Annotated in this window: 28 protein-coding genes and 3 pseudogenes; 17 read left to right on the forward strand and 14 right to left on the reverse strand. The window is 50.0% G+C overall.

Features of this window, described 5'->3' with window-relative positions; all coding sequences use genetic code 11:
• The 3 genes and pseudogenes from AA74_RS1000000123545 to AA74_RS0102610 form a co-directional block, all read left to right on the forward strand.
• Positions 1–411 (forward strand): annotated as a pseudogene (locus tag AA74_RS1000000123545) (hypothetical protein); the annotation flags it as partial.
• 215 nt (positions 412–626) lie between these two features.
• Positions 627–1046 (forward strand): translesion error-prone DNA polymerase V autoproteolytic subunit, encoded by a 420-nt coding sequence (locus AA74_RS0102605; protein WP_025910812.1) that lies wholly within the window; start codon positions 627–629, stop codon positions 1044–1046.
• Between the two features lie 2 nt (positions 1047–1048).
• On the forward strand, positions 1049–2317 hold the full coding sequence (locus AA74_RS0102610) for a Y-family DNA polymerase (RefSeq protein WP_025910814.1): 1269 nt from the start codon (positions 1049–1051) through the stop codon (positions 2315–2317).
• A gap of 376 nt (positions 2318–2693) precedes the next feature.
• On the opposite strand, the gene AA74_RS1000000123320 is transcribed toward AA74_RS0102610, so the two are convergent.
• Positions 2694–3032, reverse strand: coding sequence for a hypothetical protein (locus tag AA74_RS1000000123320; RefSeq protein WP_126296580.1), 339 nt, complete (start codon positions 3030–3032; stop codon positions 2694–2696).
• A gap of 173 nt (positions 3033–3205) precedes the next feature.
• Positions 3206–3433: a hypothetical protein gene (locus AA74_RS0102615; RefSeq protein WP_025910815.1), complete on the reverse strand. Its 228-nt coding sequence runs from the start codon at positions 3431–3433 to the stop codon at positions 3206–3208.
• A 148-nt stretch (positions 3434–3581) separates the two neighbouring features.
• Here AA74_RS0102615 and AA74_RS1000000123605 point away from each other — a divergent pair, with 148 nt between their 5' ends.
• Positions 3582–3746, forward strand: a complete 165-nt coding sequence (locus AA74_RS1000000123605; protein ID WP_213758942.1) for a YnfU family zinc-binding protein — start codon at positions 3582–3584, stop codon at positions 3744–3746.
• A gap of 248 nt (positions 3747–3994) precedes the next feature.
• On the opposite strand, the gene AA74_RS1000000122620 is transcribed toward AA74_RS1000000123605, so the two are convergent.
• On the reverse strand, positions 3995–4213 hold the full coding sequence (locus AA74_RS1000000122620) for a cold shock domain-containing protein (RefSeq protein ID WP_045370991.1): 219 nt from the start codon (positions 4211–4213) through the stop codon (positions 3995–3997).
• A gap of 287 nt (positions 4214–4500) precedes the next feature.
• Between AA74_RS1000000122620 and cspF the strand changes: the two genes are divergently transcribed.
• On the forward strand, positions 4501–4713 hold the full coding sequence (cspF, locus tag AA74_RS1000000122625; protein WP_071998355.1) for a cold shock-like protein CspF: 213 nt from the start codon (positions 4501–4503) through the stop codon (positions 4711–4713).
• A gap of 51 nt (positions 4714–4764) precedes the next feature.
• On the opposite strand, the gene AA74_RS0102620 is transcribed toward cspF, so the two are convergent.
• Complete coding sequence (locus tag AA74_RS0102620; protein ID WP_023344259.1) at positions 4765–5439, reverse strand: SOS response-associated peptidase; 675 nt, start codon at positions 5437–5439, stop codon at positions 4765–4767.
• Positions 5440–5751: 312 nt separating this feature from the next.
• Positions 5752–5841: pseudogene (locus AA74_RS1000000123640) on the reverse strand (hypothetical protein); the annotation flags it as partial.
• Between the two features lie 151 nt (positions 5842–5992).
• Between AA74_RS1000000123640 and AA74_RS1000000122635 the strand changes: the two are divergent.
• A complete protein-coding gene (locus tag AA74_RS1000000122635; RefSeq protein ID WP_071998356.1) occupies positions 5993–6709 on the forward strand; it encodes a YnfC family lipoprotein in 717 nt (238 codons plus the stop codon).
• Here AA74_RS1000000122635 and AA74_RS1000000123325 read toward each other — a convergent pair.
• Positions 6674–6915: pseudogene (locus AA74_RS1000000123325) on the reverse strand (transposase); the annotation flags it as partial. The gene AA74_RS1000000122635 and the pseudogene AA74_RS1000000123325 overlap by 36 nt on opposite strands.
• A 54-nt stretch (positions 6916–6969) precedes the next feature.
• On the reverse strand, positions 6970–7338 hold the full coding sequence (locus tag AA74_RS01000000121980; RefSeq protein WP_084832007.1) for a hypothetical protein: 369 nt from the start codon (positions 7336–7338) through the stop codon (positions 6970–6972).
• A gap of 286 nt (positions 7339–7624) precedes the next feature.
• On the opposite strand from AA74_RS01000000121980, the gene AA74_RS0102630 reads away from it, so the two are divergent.
• Positions 7625–8140 carry a GNAT family N-acetyltransferase gene (locus AA74_RS0102630; protein ID WP_025910819.1) on the forward strand — a complete coding sequence of 172 codons (516 nt, stop codon included), beginning with the start codon at positions 7625–7627 and terminating at the stop codon, positions 8138–8140.
• 33 nt (positions 8141–8173) lie between these two features.
• On the opposite strand, the gene AA74_RS0102635 is transcribed toward AA74_RS0102630, so the two are convergent.
• On the reverse strand, positions 8174–8584 hold the full coding sequence (locus AA74_RS0102635) for an ASCH domain-containing protein (RefSeq protein WP_021240261.1): 411 nt from the start codon (positions 8582–8584) through the stop codon (positions 8174–8176).
• Between the two features lie 287 nt (positions 8585–8871).
• On the opposite strand from AA74_RS0102635, the gene AA74_RS1000000123330 reads away from it, so the two are divergent.
• From AA74_RS1000000123330 to AA74_RS1000000123645, 7 genes are all read left to right on the forward strand, one after another.
• Positions 8872–9081 (forward strand): hypothetical protein, encoded by a 210-nt coding sequence (locus AA74_RS1000000123330; RefSeq protein WP_126287803.1) that lies wholly within the window; start codon positions 8872–8874, stop codon positions 9079–9081.
• Between the two features lie 203 nt (positions 9082–9284).
• Complete coding sequence (locus AA74_RS0102640) at positions 9285–10808, forward strand: cyclic diguanylate phosphodiesterase (protein ID WP_025910822.1); 1524 nt, start codon at positions 9285–9287, stop codon at positions 10806–10808.
• A 95-nt stretch (positions 10809–10903) separates the two neighbouring features.
• Positions 10904–11257 (forward strand): DUF1294 domain-containing protein, encoded by a 354-nt coding sequence (locus AA74_RS01000000121985; protein WP_032667215.1) that lies wholly within the window; start codon positions 10904–10906, stop codon positions 11255–11257.
• A 178-nt stretch (positions 11258–11435) separates the two neighbouring features.
• Entirely contained in the window at positions 11436–11885 is a 450-nt protein-coding gene (locus tag AA74_RS0102650) for a hypothetical protein (protein WP_021240258.1), read from the forward strand.
• Positions 11886–11924: 39 nt separating this feature from the next.
• The gene (locus tag AA74_RS0102655) at positions 11925–12122 is read left to right on the forward strand and encodes a hypothetical protein (RefSeq protein ID WP_025910825.1); all 198 of its coding nucleotides are present in this window, start codon (positions 11925–11927) and stop codon (positions 12120–12122) included.
• A 2-nt stretch (positions 12123–12124) separates the two neighbouring features.
• Positions 12125–12547: a GFA family protein gene (locus tag AA74_RS0102660; protein WP_008501278.1), complete on the forward strand. Its 423-nt coding sequence runs from the start codon at positions 12125–12127 to the stop codon at positions 12545–12547.
• 68 nt (positions 12548–12615) lie between these two features.
• Positions 12616–12693, forward strand: coding sequence for a hypothetical protein (locus AA74_RS1000000123645; protein ID WP_223239581.1), 78 nt, complete (start codon positions 12616–12618; stop codon positions 12691–12693).
• 338 nt (positions 12694–13031) lie between these two features.
• Here the strand turns inward: AA74_RS1000000123645 and ompC are convergent, their stop codons facing one another.
• Complete coding sequence (ompC, locus tag AA74_RS0102665) at positions 13032–14192, reverse strand: porin OmpC (protein WP_008501279.1); 1161 nt, start codon at positions 14190–14192, stop codon at positions 13032–13034.
• 388 nt (positions 14193–14580) lie between these two features.
• Positions 14581–18105 (reverse strand): pyruvate:ferredoxin (flavodoxin) oxidoreductase, encoded by a 3525-nt coding sequence (gene nifJ, locus AA74_RS0102670; protein ID WP_025910830.1) that lies wholly within the window; start codon positions 18103–18105, stop codon positions 14581–14583.
• Between the two features lie 272 nt (positions 18106–18377).
• On the opposite strand from nifJ, the gene AA74_RS0102675 reads away from it, so the two are divergent.
• A complete protein-coding gene (locus tag AA74_RS0102675; RefSeq protein ID WP_008501281.1) occupies positions 18378–18644 on the forward strand; it encodes a DUF333 domain-containing protein in 267 nt (88 codons plus the stop codon).
• On the opposite strand, the gene hslJ is transcribed toward AA74_RS0102675, so the two are convergent.
• From hslJ to AA74_RS0102695, 4 genes are all read right to left on the reverse strand, one after another.
• On the reverse strand, positions 18645–19082 hold the full coding sequence (gene hslJ / locus AA74_RS0102680; RefSeq protein WP_008501282.1) for a heat shock protein HslJ: 438 nt from the start codon (positions 19080–19082) through the stop codon (positions 18645–18647). It abuts the gene before it with no gap.
• 126 nt (positions 19083–19208) lie between these two features.
• Positions 19209–19337 carry a DUF2474 domain-containing protein gene (locus AA74_RS01000000121990; RefSeq protein WP_008501283.1) on the reverse strand — a complete coding sequence of 43 codons (129 nt, stop codon included), beginning with the start codon at positions 19335–19337 and terminating at the stop codon, positions 19209–19211.
• Positions 19337–20347, reverse strand: a complete 1011-nt coding sequence (gene cydB, locus AA74_RS0102690) for a cytochrome d ubiquinol oxidase subunit II (protein WP_025910833.1) — start codon at positions 20345–20347, stop codon at positions 19337–19339. The genes AA74_RS01000000121990 and cydB overlap by 1 nt, the downstream gene beginning before the upstream one ends.
• Complete coding sequence (locus tag AA74_RS0102695) at positions 20347–21747, reverse strand: cytochrome ubiquinol oxidase subunit I (RefSeq protein ID WP_008501285.1); 1401 nt, start codon at positions 21745–21747, stop codon at positions 20347–20349. Before AA74_RS0102695 ends, cydB begins: the two co-directional genes overlap by 1 nt.
• A 391-nt stretch (positions 21748–22138) precedes the next feature.
• Here AA74_RS0102695 and AA74_RS01000000121995 point away from each other — a divergent pair, with 391 nt between their 5' ends.
• Positions 22139–22327 carry a hypothetical protein gene (locus AA74_RS01000000121995; RefSeq protein WP_008501286.1) on the forward strand — a complete coding sequence of 63 codons (189 nt, stop codon included), beginning with the start codon at positions 22139–22141 and terminating at the stop codon, positions 22325–22327.
• Positions 22328–22409: 82 nt separating this feature from the next.
• Positions 22410–23819 (forward strand): PLP-dependent aminotransferase family protein, encoded by a 1410-nt coding sequence (locus AA74_RS0102705; protein WP_021240253.1) that lies wholly within the window; start codon positions 22410–22412, stop codon positions 23817–23819.
• The last annotated feature ends 16 nt before the right edge of the window (positions 23820–23835 follow it).

Below are 23835 nucleotides of genomic sequence, written 5' to 3' on the forward strand. Positions count from 1 at the left end.
AAAATCTTCACTGATGGTAAGTATGAAACTAACGACGAATCAGAAGGCGTCACGGTCACTCGTCTGGATGTCGGGCAATATCTTATTGGAGGCTGTAAAGCACTCAATTCAGACGCTGCATGGGGAGGTATCGACGGAGGGTTTGAGATTCCCACAGACAGGAATAAGCAACCGCTTATATGGCTGGACTACGAGGTTAACGCAGACGGCTCTGTGCTGGTAAAAACCTATCACCGCGAACATCCTTCTGCGCCAGCATTTGCCAGGAATGAGCGTGATGGATTGGCAGATGGCGAGCCGGTTGACATCCCGGCTGACCAGTTCGTCAGCGTTCGTGTAGAAATGCCAGCTGACAGCATCTGGAATCAGAAACAAACGGAAGAGGCTTTAAAGCATGAACAGGGCTCATAAAAAAAACCGCTGTCCATCGTGTGCAAGAATGGGCGGCGGCTTAAATCTGCTCACTAAGAGCCACTGGCATAAAATTTACAAAATTCATAATTCGAATCGGCATAGAAACTTAGAAACGAAACGGCGAAACATTAAGCAGTGATGGGATGCCCGTATCTTGCGGACACTTACAAATAAAACTACTGTATATAAAAACAGTATTTGAGGTGTGTGCAATGGAATTCATCAGGCCAACAGAACTGAGAGAAATTATCGCTCTCCCGCTTTTCAGTGACTTAGTACAGTGTGGTTTCCCAAGTCCCGCGGCTGATTACGTTGAACAGCGTATCGATCTCAATGAGTTACTTGTCGCTCATCCGAGCTCCACCTATTTCGTCAAAGCCGCAGGTGATTCAATGATCGAAGCCGGGATCAGCGATGGTGATCTGCTGGTGGTGGACAGCTCGCGCACAGCTGAGCACGGTGACATTGTCATCGCCGCTGTGGAAGGGGAATTTACTGTTAAACGCCTGCAGCTACGCCCGACAGTCCAACTCATCCCAATGAATAGCGCCTACAGTCCGATTGTTGTAGGCAGCGAAGATACGCTGGACGTTTTCGGCGTTGTTACTTTCATCGTCAAATCGGCGAGCTGAGTATGTTTGCGCTCTGTGATGTGAATTCGTTCTATGCATCTTGCGAGACCGTATTCAGGCCTGACCTGAGAGGGCGCCCGGTTGTCGTTCTCTCGAATAATGACGGCTGCGTAATCGCGCGCAGCGCCGAGGCCAAAGCCGCCGGAATTACCATGGGAGAGCCTTTCTTTAAGCAAAAGGATCTATTCCGGCGCGCTGGGGTTGTTTGCTTCAGCAGTAACTACGAGCTGTACGCAGACATGTCGAACCGGGTAATGACAACGCTGGAGGAAATGAGTCCTCGCGTCGAAATTTACAGTATCGATGAAGCTTTTTGTGACCTGACGGGTGTTAGGAACTGCCGGGATCTGACTGACTTTGGCAAAGAGATCCGCGCTACGGTTCTGAAGCGTACGCACCTTACCGTTGGCGTTGGCATTGCCCAGACAAAAACACTCGCTAAACTCGCCAACCACGCCGCAAAGAAATGGCAGCGGCAGACGGGCGGGGTAGTGGACCTGTCCAATATCGACCGTCAGCGCAGATTGTTGGCTCTGGTACCAGTAGAAGACGTATGGGGCGTCGGAAGGCGTATCAGCAAGAAGCTTAACGCCATGGGCATCAAAACGGCTTTGGACCTCTCAGAACAAAGCACCTGGATTATCCGCAAGCACTTTAACGTGGTACTTGAGCGAACGGTCAGGGAGCTGCGCGGCGAGCCATGCCTCGAGCTGGAGGAGTTTGCACCAGCTAAGCAGGAAATCGTCTGCAGCCGGTCTTTTGGTGAACGCGTCACAGAATATGAGCAGATGCGTCAGGCCATCTGCAGCTATGCGGCCCGTGGTGCTGAAAAGCTTCGTGGTGAGCACCAGTATTGCCGGTTTATCTCTGCGTTCGTGAAAACCTCTCCCTTTGCGCTTAACGAGCCGTATTATGGTAACAGTGCGTCCATCAAGCTTCTTACCCCCACTCAGGATTCACGCGACATCATTAACGCCACGGTAAAGTGCCTGGACAAAATCTGGAAAGACGGACACCGTTACCAGAAAGCCGGCATTATGCTGGGTGACTTCTTTAGCCATGGTGTGGCCCAGCTCAACTTATTCGACGAGAACGCGCCGCGCGCTGGTAGCGATAGGTTGATGGAAGTTCTGGATTATCTGAACGCGAAAGATGGAAAGGGAACACTTTATTTTGCCGTGCAGGGCATACAGCAGCAATGGCAGATGAAACGGGATATGTTATCTCCACGATATACTACGAGGTATTCAGACCTAATAAAAGTCAGATGATTCTTTAAACGGTATATTCATTCGAACCTAATTATCGGCTATGAGTATTAAGAGTAATATGTCTACTACTATGCTTTTGTAATGTAAATAAGCCCCTGCAATTATACAGGGGCTTATGGATATGATGCCGGGTGCCTCCCGGTGAGTCATTGAGCTAACCACTCGTGACTCGCTGCTTCAGAAATTCACGATGAGCCGCTTGATATACAAATCATCAGGTTAGTTAGCCCTGCCGCTGAGGAGGATTCATCATAAAGCCGAATGTAACAGCAATGCTTAGCAAATGATACAAAATTTACTGATGTGCCTCATGATTTTCTTTCGCAGTTTTCACGGTCACGGTATTTTCAGATGGTGAAGGTTAAAATATCGATGTTCATTTTTTTACTTTAAGTCTTGAAACAAAGGTTAAGGTTTTATCTTCTGGGCAAATCATTAGAAAAATTGCTGTGGGAGACTCTTCTAAACGTGTAATTCCATGCAGCATCTGGTAGAGTCTTTTTTTTAGTTTTTCTGCTCCATCTTTTTCAGACTCCCACTCTAAAACTGCCTGACCCTCTGAACCAATGAATGCATGGGATGGTAGTTTAACGCCTCGGTTTGACTTACTTGAATAGTTTCGGTCATGCAAGAGACCTAAGATAAGAGGGTTGATATTATTATCTGAGAATGGGGCTTCAATAACTATTAATACTGTGTAATGTAGGATTTTCATGGAAGCCTTATGGTTGCTTCAGCAATAAAGTCATATTGCCATGGCGTTGGATGTACAAGTCTTAATTATAAATGTTTGTGTGGGGGTAAAAAAAGGCCTGCGTTAAGCAGGCTATAATAATTAAACGTAGTTATAATAATGATTTCATGAATGTTGGCGTTGAATCCCAAGCGTCAAAGATACTTCTGCGCCGCATCTAATATTTCCTGAGAGGTAAGCTCTCGATCTGAAGCCACATAGACCACTTCATGGTCACCTGTTAAAGAAGGAAAACCTGCTGACATTATCTGAAGGTTTATCACTTCTCCATTAGGATATTCTTCGCGTATTGATGTCACACCTTTAAGCACAGTGATAACTTTACTTGGCTTACCATTAAAAAAAATGATTACTTTTTTCATATATCACCATGTATTTTGAAGGCTTTTAGCCCCTGCAGGTGTTCGAAAGGGGGCTGTTTGTTCATTTTTTTTGCCTCTTTCGAAATTAAAACAAGCATTATACTGACTTAACGTGTACTGTAACGGTCCATTTGAACTGGAGAAGTCTATGTCAGCACGTAAAAACACTCAATTCCGCCGAAATTATTTAGTAAAATGCCCTTGTCCAAACTGCTCAAAAGATTCCGAACATAGTTACAATCGTGTACAAAAGGGGGCTCAATTGGTGTGCCCATACTGCTGTGCTTTATTCAAATCTCCCCAGCGCTTCTAAAAAAATTAATAAAAAAATAAGAAGTGATGCTTTTAGAGGCTGCCTAACCTCTTACGCACTTTAATATTTTATAAGCAGTTAGCTTCTGCTTTGAGACTGTTCATGCAGCAGTCCTGCATTTCATCACATCGGTCAGCAAACTTGATGGTAAGTAAACATGCTGGCCTGTTGTAATGATGTGCGTAACCGAACAATCACCTTCCACTGATAAAGTCATGCTGGCTTAAGTTAAGTCAACCATCTAAAAATTATCTATCGCAAAGTGTTACATTGGCAGCGATTGGACCTTTAGTTCCAGCTATGATAGCGAATTTGACTTTTTGTCCTTCAAATAGAGTATTAAATGTTTCTCCCAGCAGGGAAGAAGTGTGAACAACAACATCTTTACTTCCATCGAGTGGGGAGATAAAACCAAACCCCTTATCTTCGTTAAACCACTTAACAAGACCTATGATTTTAGATGACATACAAACTCCGTTTGAACATTTCAACTGACAAGCAAGCTCATGATAAGAAACGTATGCTGGTATATGTATGGACTCAAGAGGAGGAGGTATCAGAGATAACACCTGGTTATGAGAACGGCTTTTGGAAAAGTTAGATTCATCATCGCAACGAATCAGTCAAACCATTAAGGCACGTGTTGAAAGATTAAGCAAATTTTATTTTAGCCTTCCGGAAGGCCAATGAGCTAGGATTAGCTATTATTAACCAATCCTGTATAGTCAAATCTGGATTGCCATTAGGAAAATATTTGTCTCGTAAAATGACAGGAATTGTCAAAAGTTTTGACGTAAAGAGCGGAAAGGGATTGATTATCCCATCAGATGGCAGAAAAGATGTTTTTTTACATATTTCTGCATTAAGAAATAATGAAAGCCAAACGTTAAAGCCTGGCGTTCGTGTTGAATTTTATCGTATAAATGGGCTTAGTGGTCCGATGGCTGCAAATATATTTCTTTCTTAAAGTGAGATAATATTGAACCAAATATAAAGTACACATCAAAAGTACATCAGATTATATATCTATTTGTTCTATCAATTTTCTCCCCTGATTTTTTACATTTCCTACTTCACGGGTCACAGCATGCCAGATAAACATCTCAGCTGGTACAGAGCCGTCAGATACAATCTCTTCCGCTTCTTTCCCTCCAACGTCCTGGCGCATCCATTCCCGGGCCGCTTCTGGCGATAGGACCAGGGGCCGGCGGTCGTGAATATCCACTAGGCCTTTGTCAGCGGCAGACGTTACTATCAGAAAACCTTCTGCCTCATCGCCTCGCTCAAACGGTGTGCTGCCGATAGCCGCCATAAAAATCGGCTGACCGTCTGCCCGATGGATAAAATAAGGTTGTTTCTTGTCACCTTCTTTCTTCCATTCGAACCATCCATCTGCAAAGCAGATCGCCCGGCCATGTTGCCACAGAGGTTTAAACATTCTGCTTGCGGCCGCGGTTTCGACGCGAGCGTTAATCAGTGGCGGCTTATCCCACCATCCGGGCGCATAACCCCAAAAAACCGGATCAAGATGCAGCTGCTCGTCGCGTTCGCTCAACAGCAGCACTTTGGTGCCGGGCGCGACGTTGTATCGGCCAATAGGTTCAGGGTCGTATGCGATGTCGCGATCAGCTTCATCGGACAGGTAAGCCAGGTATTCTTCACGCGTTTGAGCTTGTGCAAAACGCCCACACATAGAAACCTCCAGCCAGATGTCAGACTTAAAGTATAGGGCAGGGAGAAGAAGAGGGCGCACTGGCTAGTGTTAGGGGCAAATTTAGGGGCAAAAATGCGAAATAGGGACAAAAAAAGGGCATTAAAAATGTAGTTCTGGGTAGCTTTAGGGAGAAGTTATTATGCTATAACTAATTGAATTCAATGGTAAAGCAAATGATATCAATGAGTTGGCAAAATCAGCGTAGCTTATTCAGGTTGTATTGCTCTTTTTTGTTAATCTCTTGATTCTGTTGCATTGAATACTACCTTCGGAGCCAGCAGGGGCAAAAATTGTATGCCGCGTATGGTACGGATTCCGGCGGCGAATGCCAGCACGTTTTACTGCTGCGTGAAATCTGGCGCCGATACGTGATAAAGGGTAGCGTTCAGACGTTTGGATACGATAGCGACTTTACGGCAAACGGCGCAGTTGTGGCGCAATCATCTCCGCCAGTATCAATGTTGAAGATTAGCAGTAAGCATGCTGTAATGAGTTTACTTAATTTGAGGGTAACTTGAGCTAAGATTTAAATATGATAAAAACTTCTACTCTTTTCCTTTGTACTTCCTTATTTTCAAGCATGGCTTTTGCAGAAAATCACTACATACCTCTACTTTATAACTTATCGACTATGTTTGATTTCAATCCAGTTAAGGGGACTGTTAAATCCTTAGATACTGATGTTGAGGAGAATGGAAAAATTACTTATAAAATCTCCATCAGACTGAATAAAAATGGTTGTGTTGATAGCTTAAACCTTGATAATGTTTCTTCTGGACATGAAACCATTCTAAAATATACAAATGGAAGTCTTATTGGCCATAGAGATGGCAAGCCTTTCTCAATACAACTTGATGAAAAATGTCACATTTTGAGTAAAAATGAAAACGGTGACGAGTTGCGTTACACTCTTTACCCGAATGGATTAATTAAAGACACCTATTTTTTAGGCAAAAAAATATCTGAACATTTTTATGATGAAGACGATAATTTGACGCGCTCTGAATTTTATAGTTCAGAAAGCGTTATGTCTAAAAATGAAATATCTTATGTTGATAAAAAAAGAAAGCCTCTTGATTATAAACTAATAAACTCATCAGTTTTCTCGGAGGGTTATACAGCAACCAGTTCTTGTCATTATAATGAAATGCTTGTGCCTGAAATATGTAATGCCACAGTACAGAACGCAGGTAATCCGGCGCCGAAACCAGTTTCAATGACAGCGCAAACGAAAGTTGAATTCTACTAGATTAAAACGATTCCAATAAGCTACCTCCGGCGTCAGGTTATTCAGGGATTCATGAGGACGCTCGCTGTTGTATTCATTCAGCCAGCGTTCAGTGATTTCCCGTGCTTCATTCAGCGTTCAGAACAGGTAAAAATCCAGGATTTCTGTCCGGTACGTCCGGTGAACCGTTCGATAAACGCATTCTGCGTCGGCTTACCCGGCTTGACTTGCTGATCGGATAAACCATTACAATGTTCATCTGCGGTTGGGCTTGATAATGGCTAACTCCATTTAAACGACGCGTTTTCTTTATTGAATGTTATTGATGCATTACTCCATTCCTTGCCATCAAGTAACATTTCCACACACTGGGTAGGGTAGAGGTCATCGGCTGGCTGGAACCGCTCATATTCGGAGTCAGGGTTAAGCATCACATCATGATTAACGTTGACTATCCATCCATCGGGGTTTTCAGGATCGGATTGGCGAGTGCATAGCAGTCTGGCCTGGTAGAAGTCATCCGGGAGCCCTTCCAGCATGCAACCGGTAGCCCACTGGATAAGCTGTTCATTTGAATATTTCTGAGGAGCGGTATGTGTTTCTTGCTGTTTGCTTATTAATCGCTTAAATGTGTTCAGAAAGGGGAACATGTCATTTTCCTTTAGCTTGTAAGTTAGGCATTGTAGGGCAATTAGCGAGATTAGATCCATTCAATGGTTAATATCACCGCTAGCGCATAACGCCATTGATTTTCCTTCCATGGGATAAAGCAGACATTATTTGATATAAAATCTTCGACAAGACGTAAACCAAAGCACAAGCCCAGCGCCACCCATGATCCCTGTGTGCCAGAGCGGAAGTAACTTACATTGTGCTAGGGTGTTTTATCGGGACGAGTTCAACGAAGGTACTGGCTGAATGCAAGAGGAATTTAAGATGAATGTAGAAACGGTCCGCTTAATCCTGGAACCCTACAATGATTCACATTATGAAGGCTTAAGGGTAATGGATAGTGATGCAGAGGTGATGCGCTATATCAATAAGGGTGTCGTTAAAACGCCCGAAGAAACCTGGGAGGGCATCAGAAGGGTGCAGACTCGCTGGGATAAGTATCACTTCTCGTGGTGGGCTATCAGAGAGAAATCTTCTGGTGCGATCGTTGGTGCAGCATGCCTCCAGCACCTGGCAAACGTGGAGGGGGCACCATTAGAGATTGGCTGGCGCCTCGTGCCTGAACACAATGGCAAAGGCTATGCTACAGAGGCAGCGAAAGCGATCGTTGATTACGCTGTAGAACGGGTGGGAGCATCTTATCTGGTGGCCGTGGCCGATCCAGAAAATATCGCATCGCAGCGTGTAATGAAAAGGTTAGGTATGTCTTATAAAGCCATAGAGCGGCATTACGATACGGAATGCGTTGTGTATGAGCTTAACATGAGTAAGCCTGCTTAATTAAGCGACACATCTCTGCCACTTTATCTCAGCTTACAGCACCTCAACCAATTCAAATTCTTCTGCGATCAGTTCCATATCTTCAGAAAAATGGCCTTCGCGGAAGAAAAATCGCTGATGTTCTTTCCGCCAGTATTCAAGGCTTAAATCACCTTCACCCTCTTTGCGAGCGAATTCCTCATTAACATCGCAAAAACGCACCAGTCGCATGGAAACCAGCCGGATCACACAGACCGGGACATTCTGACCATCAAGGATTATGTTGTAGCTTCCTATCCGTGGAGCAGAGACATCCTGCGAGTACGAGGCAAAAGATCCGCAGGTGGCCGTTTTGAGCCCTTTTTTAATCAGGTCCGCAAGCGCGTTCGCCAGTTCCGGGCTGTCACCCATTTGCCAGGCCGCTGCGCCTGGGTACTTCGTTTTTAATTCTTCAACCTTAACCATTCAAATCCCTTCTCAATCCTTGACCATAAGAAACATAATAGCGGTTTTAGCATAAACTCCCTCGATATTTGAAGCGTAATCGGCTTTCCTTCTACTTTTGTACACAGGCTGCCTGGAATACAAAGGGTTGCATGCATTGGTTGTGTAAATATATTCTTATGGGGTATCTGTGTGGTGAATCTGCTGCCTGCACCCCGGCGCGTGACGTTATAATCAGTAACGAGTCATCGGGATGCTATCGGCACCACGCATTTTCTGTAACTTTTATCCCATTGGAAGGGGTTAGCGTGTTCAAGCTTAATACATCTCTACTGGCGGTTTTGCTGCTGTCAGGCTGTAGCTCCGATCTGGTTCTCAACCCACCTAAGCAACCTGAATACAAGTCGATGCCTGAAATAACGCAGTCTGTGACGCCATCACAACAGCGTGCAATCATGGCTGGCGAGCGGCCTGACTGGTCAGAAAGAACGCCGGTCAAGACAATAAAGCAATACTAATAAGCACTTAACAACCAGGGCTGCCGTTCGGCGGCCTTTTTATTTACCCATTTGAGAAGGTGCAAAGATGGAGCCTGGTTTGCGGGAAAATTTCTGACGGCGGACATGGTATTTCTTTCTTTATCAACCATGCTTAAGGCGAAGATAATTCAATCACTTCAGCATCACCGAAGCGGCAACGTCACTCGAGTCGAGAATCCTGAATGCGCCACGCACCTATCTCCATAGCTGCAGCCACGGCAATTTTTGTGCTGGGCGTTTTTATCATCAATATCCAGGTCTGGTACTCGGCGCGGGTTGACAGCCTTGCCGGGGCGCACTACGTCGTCAGGAATATGCACGTCATTCTTACAGAAGCGCATCATGCGACCCAGGTTGCAATGCGGCTTGCTGAGAATGAGTGTGATGCTGAAGGACAGTATCGGCTCGGCACTGAAGCGGCATTACAACCCCATCTGAGAACGATCGTTATTCTGAAAAAAGATGTGGTCTGGTGTTCCTCCTTGCCGGGAAACCGCGTGTTGTTGGTTAACGGGTCAGCGCTGCCTGAAGCGCCATTGTTACTTGTTCCATCGAAAAGTACGGTCAACGGCCTGCCGGTTCTCTTATACCAGACAAATCATGCCGGAAGCCGAATCATGGTGAGCATCAGCGACAGCCATATCCGGGATGCGCTGAATATGCCACTACGTGGCGTGGCGTATTCGCTGCTGGTCGGCAATCGTCGTTTAGGCCAATCTGGCGATGTCTTGACGGCAGCCCATTCAAACAACGATGTTCTGACGGTAAAAGACGTTGATTATGCCTTCGCGATTCAATTTAACGCTCCGCCTCTTTTTAGCCTAACGCGATTATTCGACCAGGCCGGTGGAGTGGTGTTATTTCTGCTGCTCGTTTCCTCTCTTTCTGCTTATCTTCTGCTGCGATATCTGTCTAAGGATATTTCGCCGGAAGAATCGCTGCGGACTGCCATCTACAGAAATGAAATTATTCCCTATTACCAGCCCGTCGTGAGCGGAAAAGAGGGCACCTTGCGCGGTGTAGAGGTGCTGGCAAGATGGAAGCATCCGCAATCCGGGTTTATTTCTCCCTCGTCATTTATTCCTCTTGCTGAAAAAACAGGGCTAATCATTCCCTTAACCCAAAGCTTAATGCGTCAGGTTGCAACGCAGATGAATGCAATTTCTACGCTGCTGCCGGAAGGATTTCATGTCGGGATTAACTTCAGTGCGTCTCATATCGTTGCCTCTACCTTTTTTGAAGAGTGTCTGAATTACAAGCGCAGCTTTGTTCAACAGGATCTTAATCTCGTTGTGGAGGTGACCGAGCGTGAACCTCTCCACGTAGATGAACATCTCGTTAAGACCCTGAATGCGCTACATGAAATAGGGTTTGCCATTGCCCTGGATGATTTTGGAACGGGATATTCCGGTCTGTCCTACCTGCAGGATCTGCACATCGATTACATTAAAATCGACCAAAGCTTTGTTGCCAGAGTGAATGCCAATGAGGATTCCACCCTGATCCTGGATTCGGTACTGGAACTGGCAAAAAAACTGTCAATCCGTATTGTGGCGGAAGGGGTTGAAACCCAGGAACAGCTTGATTACCTCATGCGCAATAACATCACGTTTTTACAGGGCTATTTCTTCTACAAACCCGTTCCTTTTAAGGAGTTGATAAAAATTCTGTTATCGAAGCCAAAGGTTAAAGTGAGGGTGGAGTGACGTTTGTCCCGTTGTCAGCAATTCCCGCCCGATACATTCATAAGTAGCGTATAATGCGGCGTCGAAAACCGCTCAACTCTTCTCTGGCCAGTACTATGACCCTCAATCGCGTTTGTTATTTACTCCTGCTCTTTGCTGCGATCGGCAGTCTTTTTACCTCGAGCCCTTTGGCTATGTGGTTTCTGCTGATCAATATGCTGACATTGGTCATGTATGGCGCCGATAAAATAGCGGCGCGGAAAGGCATGCGCAGGGTTCCGGAAGCCACGCTGCTGGTATTTGGCGTAACGGGCGGCTGGCCTGGCGCGATTGTGGGCCAACAGCTCTTTCGCCATAAAACACAAAAGCAGCCGTTTAAAACCTACTTTTTCTTAAGCATTGTCGTCAGCATCGCCGTGATGGCGGCGGTTTACCATTTCTCGCCTGTTTCTTCTTTATGGTCGTTTTGACATCAAGTTAACCTGAGTTTTTCAGATGCCAGCACTACGTTGATAAGAACGGTCATTCGGATAGTGCGTCGTGAATAAATCCTCTATCACTGCCAATAGTAGTAGGACTATTCTTAAGTTGTTGCTGTTTTTTGCACAATCTGAATAATACGTGCAACAACACGGACGGCAACATCCCATGAAAATAGTCTCTATTACGCTGGCAGCGCTGGTGCTTTATTCTGCACCTGCCTGGTCCGCTTTTCAGGAGCGGGAATATAATACCTGGTATATGAAAAATGCGGTGCTTTATGATATGACGCAGACCTCGGAAGGTTTTCCCGTCATGGTGAGCGTATCCCAGCCTGGGAGAAAATCCGCTAATTTGCTGGTGTCATATATTACGGAAGGCCGCTGTGGTGAGAATAATCTACCGCTTAATGTGAATGGTAAAGTGCTGCCCGCCAAATATAATTGTGTCCAAATAGGAAAGAACAGAATTGAACATTTTTCAGTGGTGGATGCGGACAGCGTTAATGGCATGGTGACGCATCTGAAATCTGATTTCACTATTCTCCTGCAAAACGATATCAAAATTTGGGCAGCAAATATCAAAGCGCCAAAATACGGGCTAACCCCGCGCTTTTAAAATCATGCTACGCTTGTTTGTTGTATCAGGAGCATGAGTATGAAGAACAAAGACGAACAAACAGGATTAGTGGGGCTGGCGATTGGGGCGGCCGTTATTGGGCTGGTTTTTGCCCAGAAACCAATCGATCGCGACAGCATTGTTGATGAGCTGGTCAGGCTCGGCAGGCAGAAAGGCGATGGTGTAGAGGATGAGGTTTTCGTCAAGGCTGCTGACCTGGTGAGGAAGGGGATCTAGCCATGGCTGATATTCGTCATGCGCAGTGCCATTGTGGCGCGGTGGCCTTTACCGTTGCGCTAACGGATGGCCTGAATACCGCGCGGCGCTGCAGTTGTTCCTTTTGTCGCATGCGGGGTGCGGTCGTCGTCTCTGCGCCGCTGTCAGGGATTACCGTGACCAAAGGTGAGGATAAGCTCACGGAGTACCGCTTCAATACGGGAACGGCACGGCACTTTTTCTGCTCGGTGTGCGGAATTTACACGTTCCATCAGCGGCGTTCTAATCCAAACGAATACGGCGTGAATGTGGCCTGCTTTGATAACGTCTCACCGTTCGATTTCCCTGAAGTGACGGTGATGGACGGGGTTAACCATCCCTCGGATGGAGATAGCGGGGTGTTTGGCTACCTCTCTTTTCGCAAGAAAGGAACAGGTCAGGCGTAATTGCCGCCTGGCCACTCTGTAATTAGCCTGGCTATAGTGGAGGGTGGTTATCTGAAACAGGAGAAACTATGCTTTGTGTTGAAAAAGACGATCCGCGTGAGGCCCCTGAATCAGGTGATAAAAAGCCTCAACCCGTGAAAAAATAACGCAATCTGTGCGTTTTCCCGCCACCGGCACTGCTGGTGGCTTTTCATTTCTCAGGGAATAATGTTAACCGCCATCCAGGTGGTTCAACACAGCACTGAGATGCCCGACAATATCAGCAAAATCAAAAATTAACGCCATCCAGATGAGCGCTAAAAGAGTTAGTACGACAACGGATACACGACCAAACAACGCTGTTATCCTTAGTGATGGAAAGGCTATCACCTGAGTTTAAACAGCTTTACCTCAACTTACCCTCAACCACGTGATTTCAGAACCTGCTTTTTGTGACGAACGTCAAGAGATGGGTGAGCCCGCATACTGATGCGGGCTCTGGCAATCAGAACTGGTAAACCAGACCCAGTGCCACGACATCATCCGTGCCGATGCCGTTGTTTTTGTAGAAGCTGTCATCTTCATCCAGCAGGTTGATTTTGTAATCAACGTAGGTGGACATGTTTTTGTTGAAGTAATAGGTTGCGCCGACGTCAGCGTACTTAACCAGATCCTGGTCGCCCTGGCCGTTGCCAAGGTCCTTGCCTTTAGACTGCAGGTAGGAAAGGGACGGACGCAGGCCGAAGTCGAACTGGTACTGTGCGGTCACTTCGAAGTTCTGGGTTTTGTTGGCAATACCGCCGCCTGAAGTGCTGTCACTGGAACCGTATGGCGTCATATTGCGGGTTTCAGAGTACATTGCCGCCAGGTAGATATTGTTAGCGTCGTATTTCAGACCCGCGGTCCATGCGTCCGCTTTATCGCCGCCAGCATATTGAGATGCTGCACCGGTGCCTGCGATCACCTGGTCATTAGTACGATCTGAAGAGGTATACGCTGCACCCGCAGTAATCCCCATGCCAAAGTCATAGGTTGTGGAGATACCGAAACCGTCACCGTTTTGGTTACGAATGTTGTTATCAGAACGGTTGTTCGTTCCTTCCTGAGAACAACCATTTTCGTCACAGTTGCTGCCTTCATTTTTGCCCTGATACTGCAGCGCAAAGTTCAGACCCTGCACCAGACCATAGAAGTCGGTGTTACGGTAGGTTGCTACGCCATTGGCGCGGCCGGTCATGAAGTTGTCGGCTTTGGTGTAGGAGTCGCCGCCGAACTCAGGCAGCATATCGGTCCAGCCTTCCACGTCGTACAGTACGCCATAGTTACGACCGTAATCGAAGGAGCCGTAGTCACCCACTTTGATACCGGCGAAGGCCAGACGCGTCCAGGACTGGTTATCAGACCCTTCGGTGTTATTGGCCTGAATGTTGTATTCCCACTGTGCGTAGCCAGTCATCATGTCGTTGATCTGGGTTTCGCCTTTGAAGCCCAGACGCATGTAGGTTTGATCCCCGTCAGCGCCTTTATCATCGGAGAAATAGTGCAGACCATCTACTTTTCCGTACAGATCTAATTTGTTACCGTCTTTATTATAAATCTCTGCTGCATGAGTTGCGCCAGCCATTAACAGAGCCGGAATCATCAGGGCCAGTACTTTTCTTTGCATTTTGATATTCCTTTGCGGTTGTTTTTATTTAATTACCTGTTGAACTTTCCGAATGCGAAAGTTGTCTCATGCTAAATCACTCCCGTGTAAGAGTAATAAATTATAATTGTTACGAACTAAGTAAAATCTAAACTGAATACATCAACGGTAATGGTCATTGGTTTGGTGAATGCTTTAAGGCTAAACATAATAAATTAAAATTATTAATCAGGTATGAATTAAGCTATTCTTGATGGCGTTATATGCCTTTAAGATTATTTATCCATAATTCGCATGAATAATATTTAGGGAACTAAATAGATATTTAATGATTATCTGGATTCGCCCGGTGTGAATACACCGGTTTTTTTTATGGCAAAAAAATGCCCGGACGCGCCGGGCAGAGAGACTAGTCGCTGGTCGATTTTTCGGCTTTACCCGCCAGCTGCGCCAGGAAGTCATACCGTTTTTGCAGATCTGCCGCAGCGTCTTTCCATAGCTGTTCGGCCACTTCCGGCTGCTGCGCGTTAAGGCGACGGAAGCGCTGTTCCTGCATTAACGTCTCGGCCAGAGCATCTGACGGCGGACGCGAATCCAGCGCCAGCGGTAATTTACCCTCGTCCGCACGGCGCGGATCGAACCGGTACAGCGGCCAGAAGCCGGTCGCGGTTAGCTGTCGCATCTGATCGTGGCTAAGAGCCAGGTCGTAGCCATGCTCTTCACACGGGCTGTAGGCAATGATCAGCGACGGGCCGGGATACGCTTCCGCCTCCTGGATCGCCTTCACCGTCTGGTTAAGCTGTGCCCCCAGCGAGATTTGCGCGACGTAAACGTGACCGTACATCATCATGCTCACCCCGAGATCTTTGCGTGCCTTGCGTTTCCCGTGCTCACCGAATTTCGTGACGGCACCCAGCGGCGTGGCTTTCGACGCCTGACCACCGGTGTTGGAATAACACTGCGTATCCAGCACCAGGATATTGACGTTTTCGGTCAGGCTTAGCACGTGGTCCAGCCCGCCAAAGCCGATGTCATAAGCCCAGCCGTCGCCGCCAATCAGCCAGATCGATTTTTCGACCAGGGCGTCCGCGTCGGTCAGCAGCTGTTCAGCGCCCGCCACGCCCTGAAGCGCCTGACGCAGCTCTGCAACCTGCTCACGACGTACCTCTGGCGTCGCGTCGGCGTGAAGCGCGTCATTGAGCCCGGCGGGGATCTGCCCGGCAAACTGCTCCAGCAGGCGCATCACGCGCGCGCGGTGCTGGTCAACGGTCAGGCGGAAGCCCAGACCAAATTCGGCGTTATCCTCGAACAGCGAGTTGGCCCACGCGGGACCGCGGCCGTTGGCGTCAGTGGTATACGGCGTAGAGGGCAGGTTGCCGCCATAGATAGACGAACAGCCGGTGGCGTTGGCAATCAGCATCCTGTCACCGTACAGCTGGGTAAGCAGCTTGATATACGGTGTTTCACCGCAGCCCGAGCAGGCGCCGGAGTATTCAAACAGCGGCGTGATCAGCTGCGAAGTGCGAATATCAATGCGTTCCAGTTTGCTGCGATCGATTTCCGGCAGATTCAGGAAGAAGTCATAATTCACTTTCTCTTCTTCGACGTGCTCCAGACGCGACATCATATTGATGGCTTTAATCTCCGGGTTCTGCCTGTCTTTCGCCGGACAAACCTCGACGCACAGGTTACAGCCGGTGCAGTCTTCCGGCGCGACCTGCAGAACGTATTTCTGTCCGCGCATATCGCGGGATTTTACATCCAGGGAATGCAGGCTGGCCGGGGCGGCCTCCATCTCTTCCGGCGACACCACTTTGGCGCGAATGGCAGAGTGCGGGCAGGCCGCCACGCAGTGGTTGCACTGAGTACACAGATCTTCTTTCCAGATGGGGATCGCTTCGGCGATGTTGCGTTTTTCCCAGCGGGTGGTGCCCATCGGCCAGGTGCCATCCGGCGGTAGGGCAGAGACGGGCAGGGCATCACCCAGCCCGGCCAGCATCGCCGCCGTCACGGTCTTCACGAAATCAGGTGCCGCATCAGACACCACCGGAGGGCGGTTCGGGCTTGCGGCGTTGACCGGCTGCAGCGGGACCTCAAACAGCGACTCGCGCGCCAGCGCGAGCGCCTGCCAGTTACGTTCGACCAGCTCCTGGCCCTTGCTGCTGTAGCTTTTGGCAATCGCGCCCTGCAGTTCCGCCAGCGCGCTGTCGCCCGGCAGGATATTCGTCAGATGGAAGAAGGCCATCTGCATAACGGTATTGATACGCGCGGCAAGGCCACATTCGCGGGCAATTTTCGCCGCGTTAACCACATAGAAACGGGCTTTTTTCTGGTTCAGCACCGCCTGCACTTCCTGCGGCAGGCGCGACCAGACTTCATCCGCGCTGTATGGCGTATTCAGGAGGAAAATACCGCCAGGTTTCAGGCGCTCGGCCATCTGGTACTTATCAATGAACTGCAGCTGGTGACAGCCAACAAAATCAGCCTGAGAAATTAGATACGCAGAGCGTATGGGCTGTTCGCTCACCCGCAGGTGGGAAACGGTCAGGCCGCCGGCTTTCTTGGAGTCATAGACGAAGTACCCCTGGGCGTACCACGGCGTGGAGTTCCCGATGATTTTGATGTTGTTCTTGGTCGCGGAGACGCTGCCGTCACTGCCCAGACCATAGAACAGCGCCTCGAGTTTGGCGGTCGAGGGCAGGGTGTTTTCCGGCAACGACAGGGACAGATTCGTCACATCATCATAAATGCCGACGGTAAAGCGCGGCTTGGGCTTCGCTTCGCTGAGCTCGTTGAAGACCGCCAGCACGCAGTCCGGTCCGAACTCTTTGGAGGACAAACCGTAACGCCCCCCGATCACGCGCGGCAGCGTTTCACGTTCGCCATGATTAAAGGCCTCGGCCAGGGCGGTCATCACATCCAGATACAGCGGTTCCGCCTGCGCGCCCGGCTCTTTGGTGCGATCGAGCACCGCAACGGTACGCGCGCTTTCCGGCAGCGCAGAGAGCAGATGTTTCGCCGAGAACGGCCGATAGAGACGCACTTTCAGCACGCCAACTTTTTCGCCGCGCGTCAGCAGCTCATCAACAACTTCCTCGCAGGTGCCAATGGCCGATCCCATCAGCACAATGACCCGTTCCGCCTGCGGATGGCCGTAATACTCAAAGGGTTTGTATTCCCGACCCGTTGCGGCAGCAAAGTCATTCATCGCCTGTTCAACATGGTCGTAAACCGCGTTGTACCACGGGTTGGTGGCCTCGCGGGACTGGAAATAGGTATCCGGGTTCGCCGACGTGCCGCGAATCACCGGGTGTTCCGGATTCAGAGCGCGGGCGCGATGCGCGTCAATGTCCGCCTGCGGAAGCAGATTCAGAATTGTCTCGTCAGCCAGCGGGACGATTTTGTTAATTTCGTGAGACGTACGGAAACCATCAAAGAAATGAATAAACGGCACCCGGCTTTTGAGCGTGGCGATATGCGAAATCAGGGCAAAGTCCTGGGCTTCCTGAACGCTGCTGGCGCACAGCATCGCGCAGCCGGTCTGGCGAACGGCCATCACGTCAGAATGATCGCCAAAGATAGAGAGCGCGTGGGTGGCAACGGTACGCGCAGCGACGTGCAGAACGAAGGGAGTCAGTTGTCCGGCAAGTTTGTACAGCGTCGGGATCATTAATAACAATCCCTGGGAAGAGGTAAACGACGTGGAAAGCGCCCCGGTCTGAAGCGCGCCGTGCACCGTGGCAATTGCACCGGCTTCAGACTGCATCTCAACCACTCGCGGGACATCGCCCCAGACGTTTTTTAACCCGTTACCCGCCCAGGCGTCCGCCTGCTCAGCCATGGTAGAACTTGGCGTAATCGGGTAGATGGCGATAACTTCACTGGTGCGAAACGCGACTGAGGCAACTGCACCATTACCGTCAATAGTTTGCATAGGACAACACCCTTACATTGCGCAAAAAAATAGGGGTCTGTATTACGGCAACAAACCCTGAATATTATCTGTGTATTCTAGCAAACGGGGGATTTTTCGATTTTCGCTTTTGTGTCCTCGTTATTCCTGCCATCAATGTGTAGATCAAACTTTTGGCAGAAAAATTGCGAGAAATTGTTTCAGGAGCGCATAAATACGCACTTCCGCTCTCGACGACACGGGATGGGATGCCTATTATGCATAGGTTTCGCATTATTCATGGGGGAGAGAGCATGCGCTCAGCATTTTTGGTAGGGTGTGCCGCATTATTGTTGTCGGCATGCAGCAGTGAACCTGTCCAGCAGGCAACGGCCGCGCACGTGGTGCCGGGTATGAAAGCCGCGATGTCCAGCTCCGGTCAGGCCAACTGCGCGATGATTGGCGGTTCGCTGTCGGTAGCTCGCCAGCTTGATGGTTCAGCTATTGGGATGTGCGCCTTGCCAAACGGCAAACGCTGTAGTGAACAGTCGCTTGCCGTTGGAACCTGCGGTAACTACTGATTATTCTGCACGCTTAAACATCAGCGTTTTATCGGCTGTCGCCAGCGTTAACTGGTCTTCAGTCAGGTCGACCTGCGCGCCTTTGCGCAGCATGTCGCCGATGGCCTGATCCAGCTCGTTAAGCTGCGGCTCACTACAGAGCTTGCGCGTCATGGCCAGCGTTTTCACCTTCAGCTCGCCTTCGGACAATTTCCCCTGTCCGTTGAAGCGGTTACACATCTGGCCAGAAACGCTGATGTTATTCACCAGACTGATATCTGGCAGTGCGCTAAAACCGATCTCAGGTTGCGTTGTCGCGGTCTTCACGGCCTTACCGTCCACACTTTCCAGCACAAAGCGGTGGTTCTTAAGTTGCTCCGGCTGAACGGAGGCTTTACCCGGATTAACGCAGCCGGTAAGGACAAGACTGATAACACTTAACGCAATGAGCTTTTTCATTTTTCTTCTCAAACTATAAACACCGTGAATCTTTTTCCAGTGTAACGATACTCTGCCATGCGTTAATGGGGTTTATCTGAAAGTGCGGGGAGGAGCCGGGCAACGCAGCGGTTGCCCGGGATGACGTTAATGTGATTTAAACCCTGCCGCCGTCATCAGCATACGGAAGAGCATACTGACCGCAGCCAGCGCCAGTACGCTGCCGCCCCAGATAATGGCCAGCCACAGTAATCTTTTCCAGACCGGTTGTTGCATCAGTGATAACCCTCCCCATGCCGAACTTTGCCGCGAAATACGTAGTAACTCCAGAAGGTGTAGACCAGGATAACGGGAATGATCAACAGCGCGCCGACCAGCATAAAGCCCTGGCTTTGCGTCGGTGCGGCGGCCTGCCACAGGGTGATTGACGGTGGAATGATGTGCGGCCAGATGCTGATCCCAAGCCCGCTAAAGCCGAGGAAGATCAGCCCCAGCGTCAGGATAAACGGTCGGCTATGGCTGTCGGGATTATTCAGGCAGCGCCACTGATACAAACTAAAAATCACCACCAGGGCCGGGACGGGCAGCAGATAGAACAGGTTCGGCAGCGTAAACCAGCGCGCCGCGATGGCCGGCTGCGCCAGCGGTGTCCAGAGGCTGATCGCCGCAATAAACGCCAGCAGCACGATTAACAGGGTTTTCGATACCTGACGCATCCGCTGTTGCAATGCATTTTCGCTTTTCATTACCAGCCAGGTCGAGCCTAACAGCGCGTAGGCCACCACCAGGCCCGCGCCGCAAAACAGATTAAACGCGGTAAACCAGTCAAAGGGGCCGCCGGTATAGGCCCGGCCGGTGACGCTAAAGCCGTTAATGACGGCGCCCACCGTCACGCCCTGGGTAAACGTCGCCAGAATGGAACCGCCTATAAACGCCTTATCCCAGAAAGGACGGTGTGCTGGCGTGGCTTTAAAGCGAAACTCAAACGCTACGCCACGAAAAATAAGACCGATCAGCATTAATGTGAGCGGAATGGTGAGGGCATCGATAATCACGGCGTAGGCCAGCGGAAAGGCGCCGAACAGGGCGGCCCCGCCCAGCACCAGCCAGGTTTCATTCCCGTCCCAGACCGGCGCGACGCTGTTAACCATCACATCGCGATCGTCGGCGTTCTGCGTGGCCGGGAACAGAATGCCAATCCCCAGATCAAAACCGTCCATCACGATATACATCAGCGTGGCAAAGACGATGATCACAAACCAGATAATGGAAAGATCGATACCCATTACGGCTGCTCCTTATGTTCAGTTGTGACGGCAGAAAGCGGGCGCGCCGGACGTCCGTCGGACTCGGTGGCGAAAGATTCATGCGGCTGCGGGCCTTTTCGGATGAGGCGCACCATATAGCTGTAACCCACGCCAAATACCGAAGTGTAAACGACGAAGAAGGCCAGCAGGCTCACGCTCATATGCAAATCGCCATGGGCAGAAACCGCATCCTTCGTGCGCTGGAGCCCATAGACCACCCACGGCTGGCGGCCCACTTCGGTGGTGATCCACCCGGCCAGAATAGCAATCAGCCCGGAGGGCCCCATCAGCAGGGCAAACCACAGGAAAGGACGGGAAGAATAAATGCGCTTTTTATAGCGCAGCCAGAGTGCCGTTACCCCAAGCAGCAGCATCAGCATGCCCAGGCCCGCCATAATGCGGAACGACCAGAAGACGATGGTGGAATTTGGGCGGTCTTCCTTTGGAAACTCTTTGAGCGCCGGAACCTGTTTATCCAGACTGTGTGTCAGAATAAGGCTTCCCAGCGCCGGGATCTCCAGCCCAAAGCGGGTGCGCTCCTGTTCCATATCCGGCCAGCCAAACAGCAGTAGCGGGGTAGGCTCGCCCGGTGGATTTTCCCAGTGACCTTCAATGGCGGCAATTTTCGCGGGCTGGTGCTTTAAGGTGTTCAGCCCGTGCATATCGCCCACCATGGCCTGGAGGGGCGCGACAATCAGCGTCATCCACAGCGCCATTGAAAACATTGCCCGGATGGCGGGGGTATTATTCCCGCGCAGCAGATGCCATGCCGCGGATGCGCCAACAAACAGGGCGCTGCTCAGGAACGCGGCTATCGACATGTGCAGCAGGCGGTAAGGGAAGGAGGGGTTAAACACCACCGCGAACCAGTCTACCGGCACCACCTGACCGTTGACGATCTCATAGCCCTGCGGGGTTTGCATCCAGCTGTTGGAGGAGAGGATCCAGAAGGTGGAGATAATGGTCCCCAGTGCCACCATGCAGGTGGAAAAGAAGTGCAGCCTCGGCCCGACTTTATTCCAGCCGAACAGCATCACGCCGAGGAACCCGGCTTCGAGGAAGAAGGCGGTAAGCACTTCATAGGTCAGAAGCGGGCCGGTAATACTGCCCGCAAACTGCGAAAAGCCGCTCCAGTTGGTGCCAAACTGGTACGCCATCACCAGCCCGGAGACCACGCCCATGCCAAAATTGACGGCAAAAATCTTCGACCAGAAATGGTATAGCGAGCGCCAGACCGGATTTTTTGTTTTCAGCCACAGCCCTTCGAGCACGGCAAGATAGCTTGCGAGACCAATGGTGATGGCCGGGAAAATGATGTGAAAGGATACGGTAAAGGCAAACTGTATCCGCGCAAGGTGAAAAGCATCTAAACCAAACATGCACAGCCTCAATGTCAAACGGTGTGCTGTTATGGTATAGGGGCGAAGATCGGACGAGCAGACGCAGAAAAGCGAATTTTAACCATAACAGTTGGCGTAAATTTCACGCTTTGGCCATCTGATATACCTCGCCGTTGTGGAATAAAAACATTCTTTTTATGAATTTTCCGCATTAAACCGCTTGCTTTGTCGTCAGCGTCGTGCGTTAATGGCCTTCTGGTTTTGAGTCCAAATAAATATCTGACGTAGTTTTATAAAGCAGTTCTCATCACGTTGTGCCTCTCCGCAGCCTCTCTTGGGTCTTTATCTACATTCCGATTCGTTTTGTTTAAAACCATTATGCCCAATCGGCCCATTAGTAATTTACGTTTTTACGTTTCAGGAGAAACCTATGACTTCATATATTCATTTTCGCTGCCCATGCTGTCATGGCTCGCAGTACCGTACCTCAGCCTTTGATGTGTCTGAGAAAAACCCGTTTGGCGCGAAATGCATTTTTTGCAAATCGTCGATGATCACGCTCGACCACCTGGCCGCCGCGCGTTCCGCTCAGAGCCACGTGACCGAATACCGTAAGTAAATCATCTTCCAGACTATAACAGTTCGCTAAATCTTCTCTTTTTCTCCTGCTGATATACACTGTCGGTCTTAAGGAGAATCTGATGAAAAAATACCAGCGTCTGGCGCAACAAATTATCTCGCAGATTGAGCTTGGCGTATGGCTGCCGGGCGATAAGCTGCCTTCCCTGCGAGAGCAGGTGGCAAGCAGCGGCATGAGTTTTATGACCGTTGGCCACGCGTATCAGATGCTGGAAAGTCAGGGGCGCATTGTCGCCAGACCGCAGTCGGGCTATTACGTTGCCTCGCGCCCGACCGCACAACAGCCTGCGCCACCCGCTCAGGTGATGCGTGACGAAGCGGTGGATATCAATACCTACATCTTCGACGTCTTACAGGCCAGCCGCGACCCGTCCGTTGTTCCTTTTGCTTCCGCGTTTCCCGACCCCAGGCTTTTCCCGCTTCAGCAGCTCAACCGTTCGCTGGCAAACGTCAGCAAAACCGCGACGGCGATGAGCGTGATTGAGAACCTGCCGCCGGGAAACGTCGATCTCCGCCACGCCATTGCCCGCCGCTACGCGCAGCAGGGGATGAACATCTCCCCGGAAGAGATCGTGATCACCGCAGGCGCGCTCGAAGCGCTGAATCTTAGCCTTCAGGCGGTAACCGAGCCGGGTGACTGGGTGATTGTCGAAAACCCCTGTTTTTACGGTGCGCTGCAGGCGCTGGAACGCCTGAAGCTTAAAGCGTTGTCGATTGCGACGGACGTTCGCGAGGGGATCGATCTCAATGCCTTAGAGCAGGCGCTGAATGAATACCCGGTTAAAGCCTGCTGGATCATGACTAACAGCCAAAACCCGCTCGGCTTCACGCTGAGCGCGGAGAAAAAAGCCCAGCTTGTCGCCCTGTTAACCCAGCATAATGTCCCGCTGATTGAAGATGACGTCTACAGCGAGCTCTATTTTGGACGTGAAAAGCCGCTCCCGGCGAAAGCGTGGGATCGTCAGGACATGACGCTACACTGCTCGTCCTTTTCAAAATGTCTGGTGGCCGGTTTTCGCATCGGCTGGGTGGCGGCAGGAAAACACGCGCGGCGCATTCAGCAGCTGCAGCTGATGAGCACGCTTTCAACCAGTTCTCCCATGCAGCTGGCGCTGGTGGATTACCTGGCGACCAAACGCTACGACGCCCACCTGCGCCGCCTGCGGCGTACGCTGGCCGAGCGAAAGCAGCAGGCCTGGCAGTCACTTCTTCGCCATATGCCTGCGGGCGTCAAAATTCACCATAACGACAGCGGCTACTTTTTATGGCTGGAACTGCCGGCACAGCTGGACGCGGGGCTGCTGAGCGAAAAGGCCTTAACGCACCACATCAGCATTGCTCCCGGAAAAATGTTTTCCACCTCTGACGCGTGGACGCCGTTCTTTCGTTTTAATACCTCCTGGGCCTGGGGAGAGCGGGAAGAGCAGGCGGTCATTCAGTTAGGAAAATTAATTAGCACGATGCTGGAATAATCCTTTTTCCGTTATT

Origin of the sequence: Enterobacter sp. 5-4 (assembly GCF_000612205.1) — a bacterium.
Classification (GTDB): Bacteria; Pseudomonadota; Gammaproteobacteria; order Enterobacterales; family Enterobacteriaceae; genus Enterobacter; species Enterobacter roggenkampii.

What these genes read in the sequence shown, in the direction of transcription:
- AA74_RS01000000121995 (WP_008501286.1), top strand. Translation starts at nt 22,139, where the DNA reads ATGACTTCATATATTCATTTTCGCTGCCCATGCTGTCATGGCTCGCAG.
- AA74_RS0102705 (WP_021240253.1), top strand. Translation starts at nt 22,410, where the DNA reads ATGAAAAAATACCAGCGTCTGGCGCAACAAATTATCTCGCAGATTGAG.
- AA74_RS1000000122635 (WP_071998356.1), top strand. Translation starts at nt 5,993, where the DNA reads ATGATAAAAACTTCTACTCTTTTCCTTTGTACTTCCTTATTTTCAAGC.
- AA74_RS0102610 (WP_025910814.1), top strand. Translation starts at nt 1,049, where the DNA reads ATGTTTGCGCTCTGTGATGTGAATTCGTTCTATGCATCTTGCGAGACC.
- nifJ (WP_025910830.1), bottom strand. Translation starts at nt 18,105, where the DNA reads ATGCAAACTATTGACGGTAATGGTGCAGTTGCCTCAGTCGCGTTTCGC.
- AA74_RS0102695 (WP_008501285.1), bottom strand. Translation starts at nt 21,747, where the DNA reads ATGTTTGGTTTAGATGCTTTTCACCTTGCGCGGATACAGTTTGCCTTT.
- AA74_RS0102635 (WP_021240261.1), bottom strand. Translation starts at nt 8,584, where the DNA reads ATGGTTAAGGTTGAAGAATTAAAAACGAAGTACCCAGGCGCAGCGGCC.
- AA74_RS1000000123320 (WP_126296580.1), bottom strand. Translation starts at nt 3,032, where the DNA reads ATGAAAATCCTACATTACACAGTATTAATAGTTATTGAAGCCCCATTC.
- AA74_RS0102655 (WP_025910825.1), top strand. Translation starts at nt 11,925, where the DNA reads ATGAAGAACAAAGACGAACAAACAGGATTAGTGGGGCTGGCGATTGGG.
- AA74_RS0102660 (WP_008501278.1), top strand. Translation starts at nt 12,125, where the DNA reads ATGGCTGATATTCGTCATGCGCAGTGCCATTGTGGCGCGGTGGCCTTT.
- AA74_RS1000000123605 (WP_213758942.1), top strand. Translation starts at nt 3,582, where the DNA reads ATGTCAGCACGTAAAAACACTCAATTCCGCCGAAATTATTTAGTAAAA.
- AA74_RS0102615 (WP_025910815.1), bottom strand. Translation starts at nt 3,433, where the DNA reads ATGAAAAAAGTAATCATTTTTTTTAATGGTAAGCCAAGTAAAGTTATC.
- AA74_RS1000000123645 (WP_223239581.1), top strand. Translation starts at nt 12,616, where the DNA reads ATGCTTTGTGTTGAAAAAGACGATCCGCGTGAGGCCCCTGAATCAGGT.
- AA74_RS01000000121985 (WP_032667215.1), top strand. Translation starts at nt 10,904, where the DNA reads ATGACCCTCAATCGCGTTTGTTATTTACTCCTGCTCTTTGCTGCGATC.
- AA74_RS0102605 (WP_025910812.1), top strand. Translation starts at nt 627, where the DNA reads ATGGAATTCATCAGGCCAACAGAACTGAGAGAAATTATCGCTCTCCCG.
- AA74_RS01000000121980 (WP_084832007.1), bottom strand. Translation starts at nt 7,338, where the DNA reads ATGTTCCCCTTTCTGAACACATTTAAGCGATTAATAAGCAAACAGCAA.
- AA74_RS0102630 (WP_025910819.1), top strand. Translation starts at nt 7,625, where the DNA reads ATGAATGTAGAAACGGTCCGCTTAATCCTGGAACCCTACAATGATTCA.
- AA74_RS0102650 (WP_021240258.1), top strand. Translation starts at nt 11,436, where the DNA reads ATGAAAATAGTCTCTATTACGCTGGCAGCGCTGGTGCTTTATTCTGCA.
- cydB (WP_025910833.1), bottom strand. Translation starts at nt 20,347, where the DNA reads ATGGGTATCGATCTTTCCATTATCTGGTTTGTGATCATCGTCTTTGCC.
- AA74_RS0102640 (WP_025910822.1), top strand. Translation starts at nt 9,285, where the DNA reads ATGCGCCACGCACCTATCTCCATAGCTGCAGCCACGGCAATTTTTGTG.
- hslJ (WP_008501282.1), bottom strand. Translation starts at nt 19,082, where the DNA reads ATGAAAAAGCTCATTGCGTTAAGTGTTATCAGTCTTGTCCTTACCGGC.
- AA74_RS1000000122620 (WP_045370991.1), bottom strand. Translation starts at nt 4,213, where the DNA reads ATGTCATCTAAAATCATAGGTCTTGTTAAGTGGTTTAACGAAGATAAG.
- AA74_RS0102675 (WP_008501281.1), top strand. Translation starts at nt 18,378, where the DNA reads ATGCGCTCAGCATTTTTGGTAGGGTGTGCCGCATTATTGTTGTCGGCA.
- ompC (WP_008501279.1), bottom strand. Translation starts at nt 14,192, where the DNA reads ATGCAAAGAAAAGTACTGGCCCTGATGATTCCGGCTCTGTTAATGGCT.
- AA74_RS01000000121990 (WP_008501283.1), bottom strand. Translation starts at nt 19,337, where the DNA reads ATGCAACAACCGGTCTGGAAAAGATTACTGTGGCTGGCCATTATCTGG.
- AA74_RS0102620 (WP_023344259.1), bottom strand. Translation starts at nt 5,439, where the DNA reads ATGTGTGGGCGTTTTGCACAAGCTCAAACGCGTGAAGAATACCTGGCT.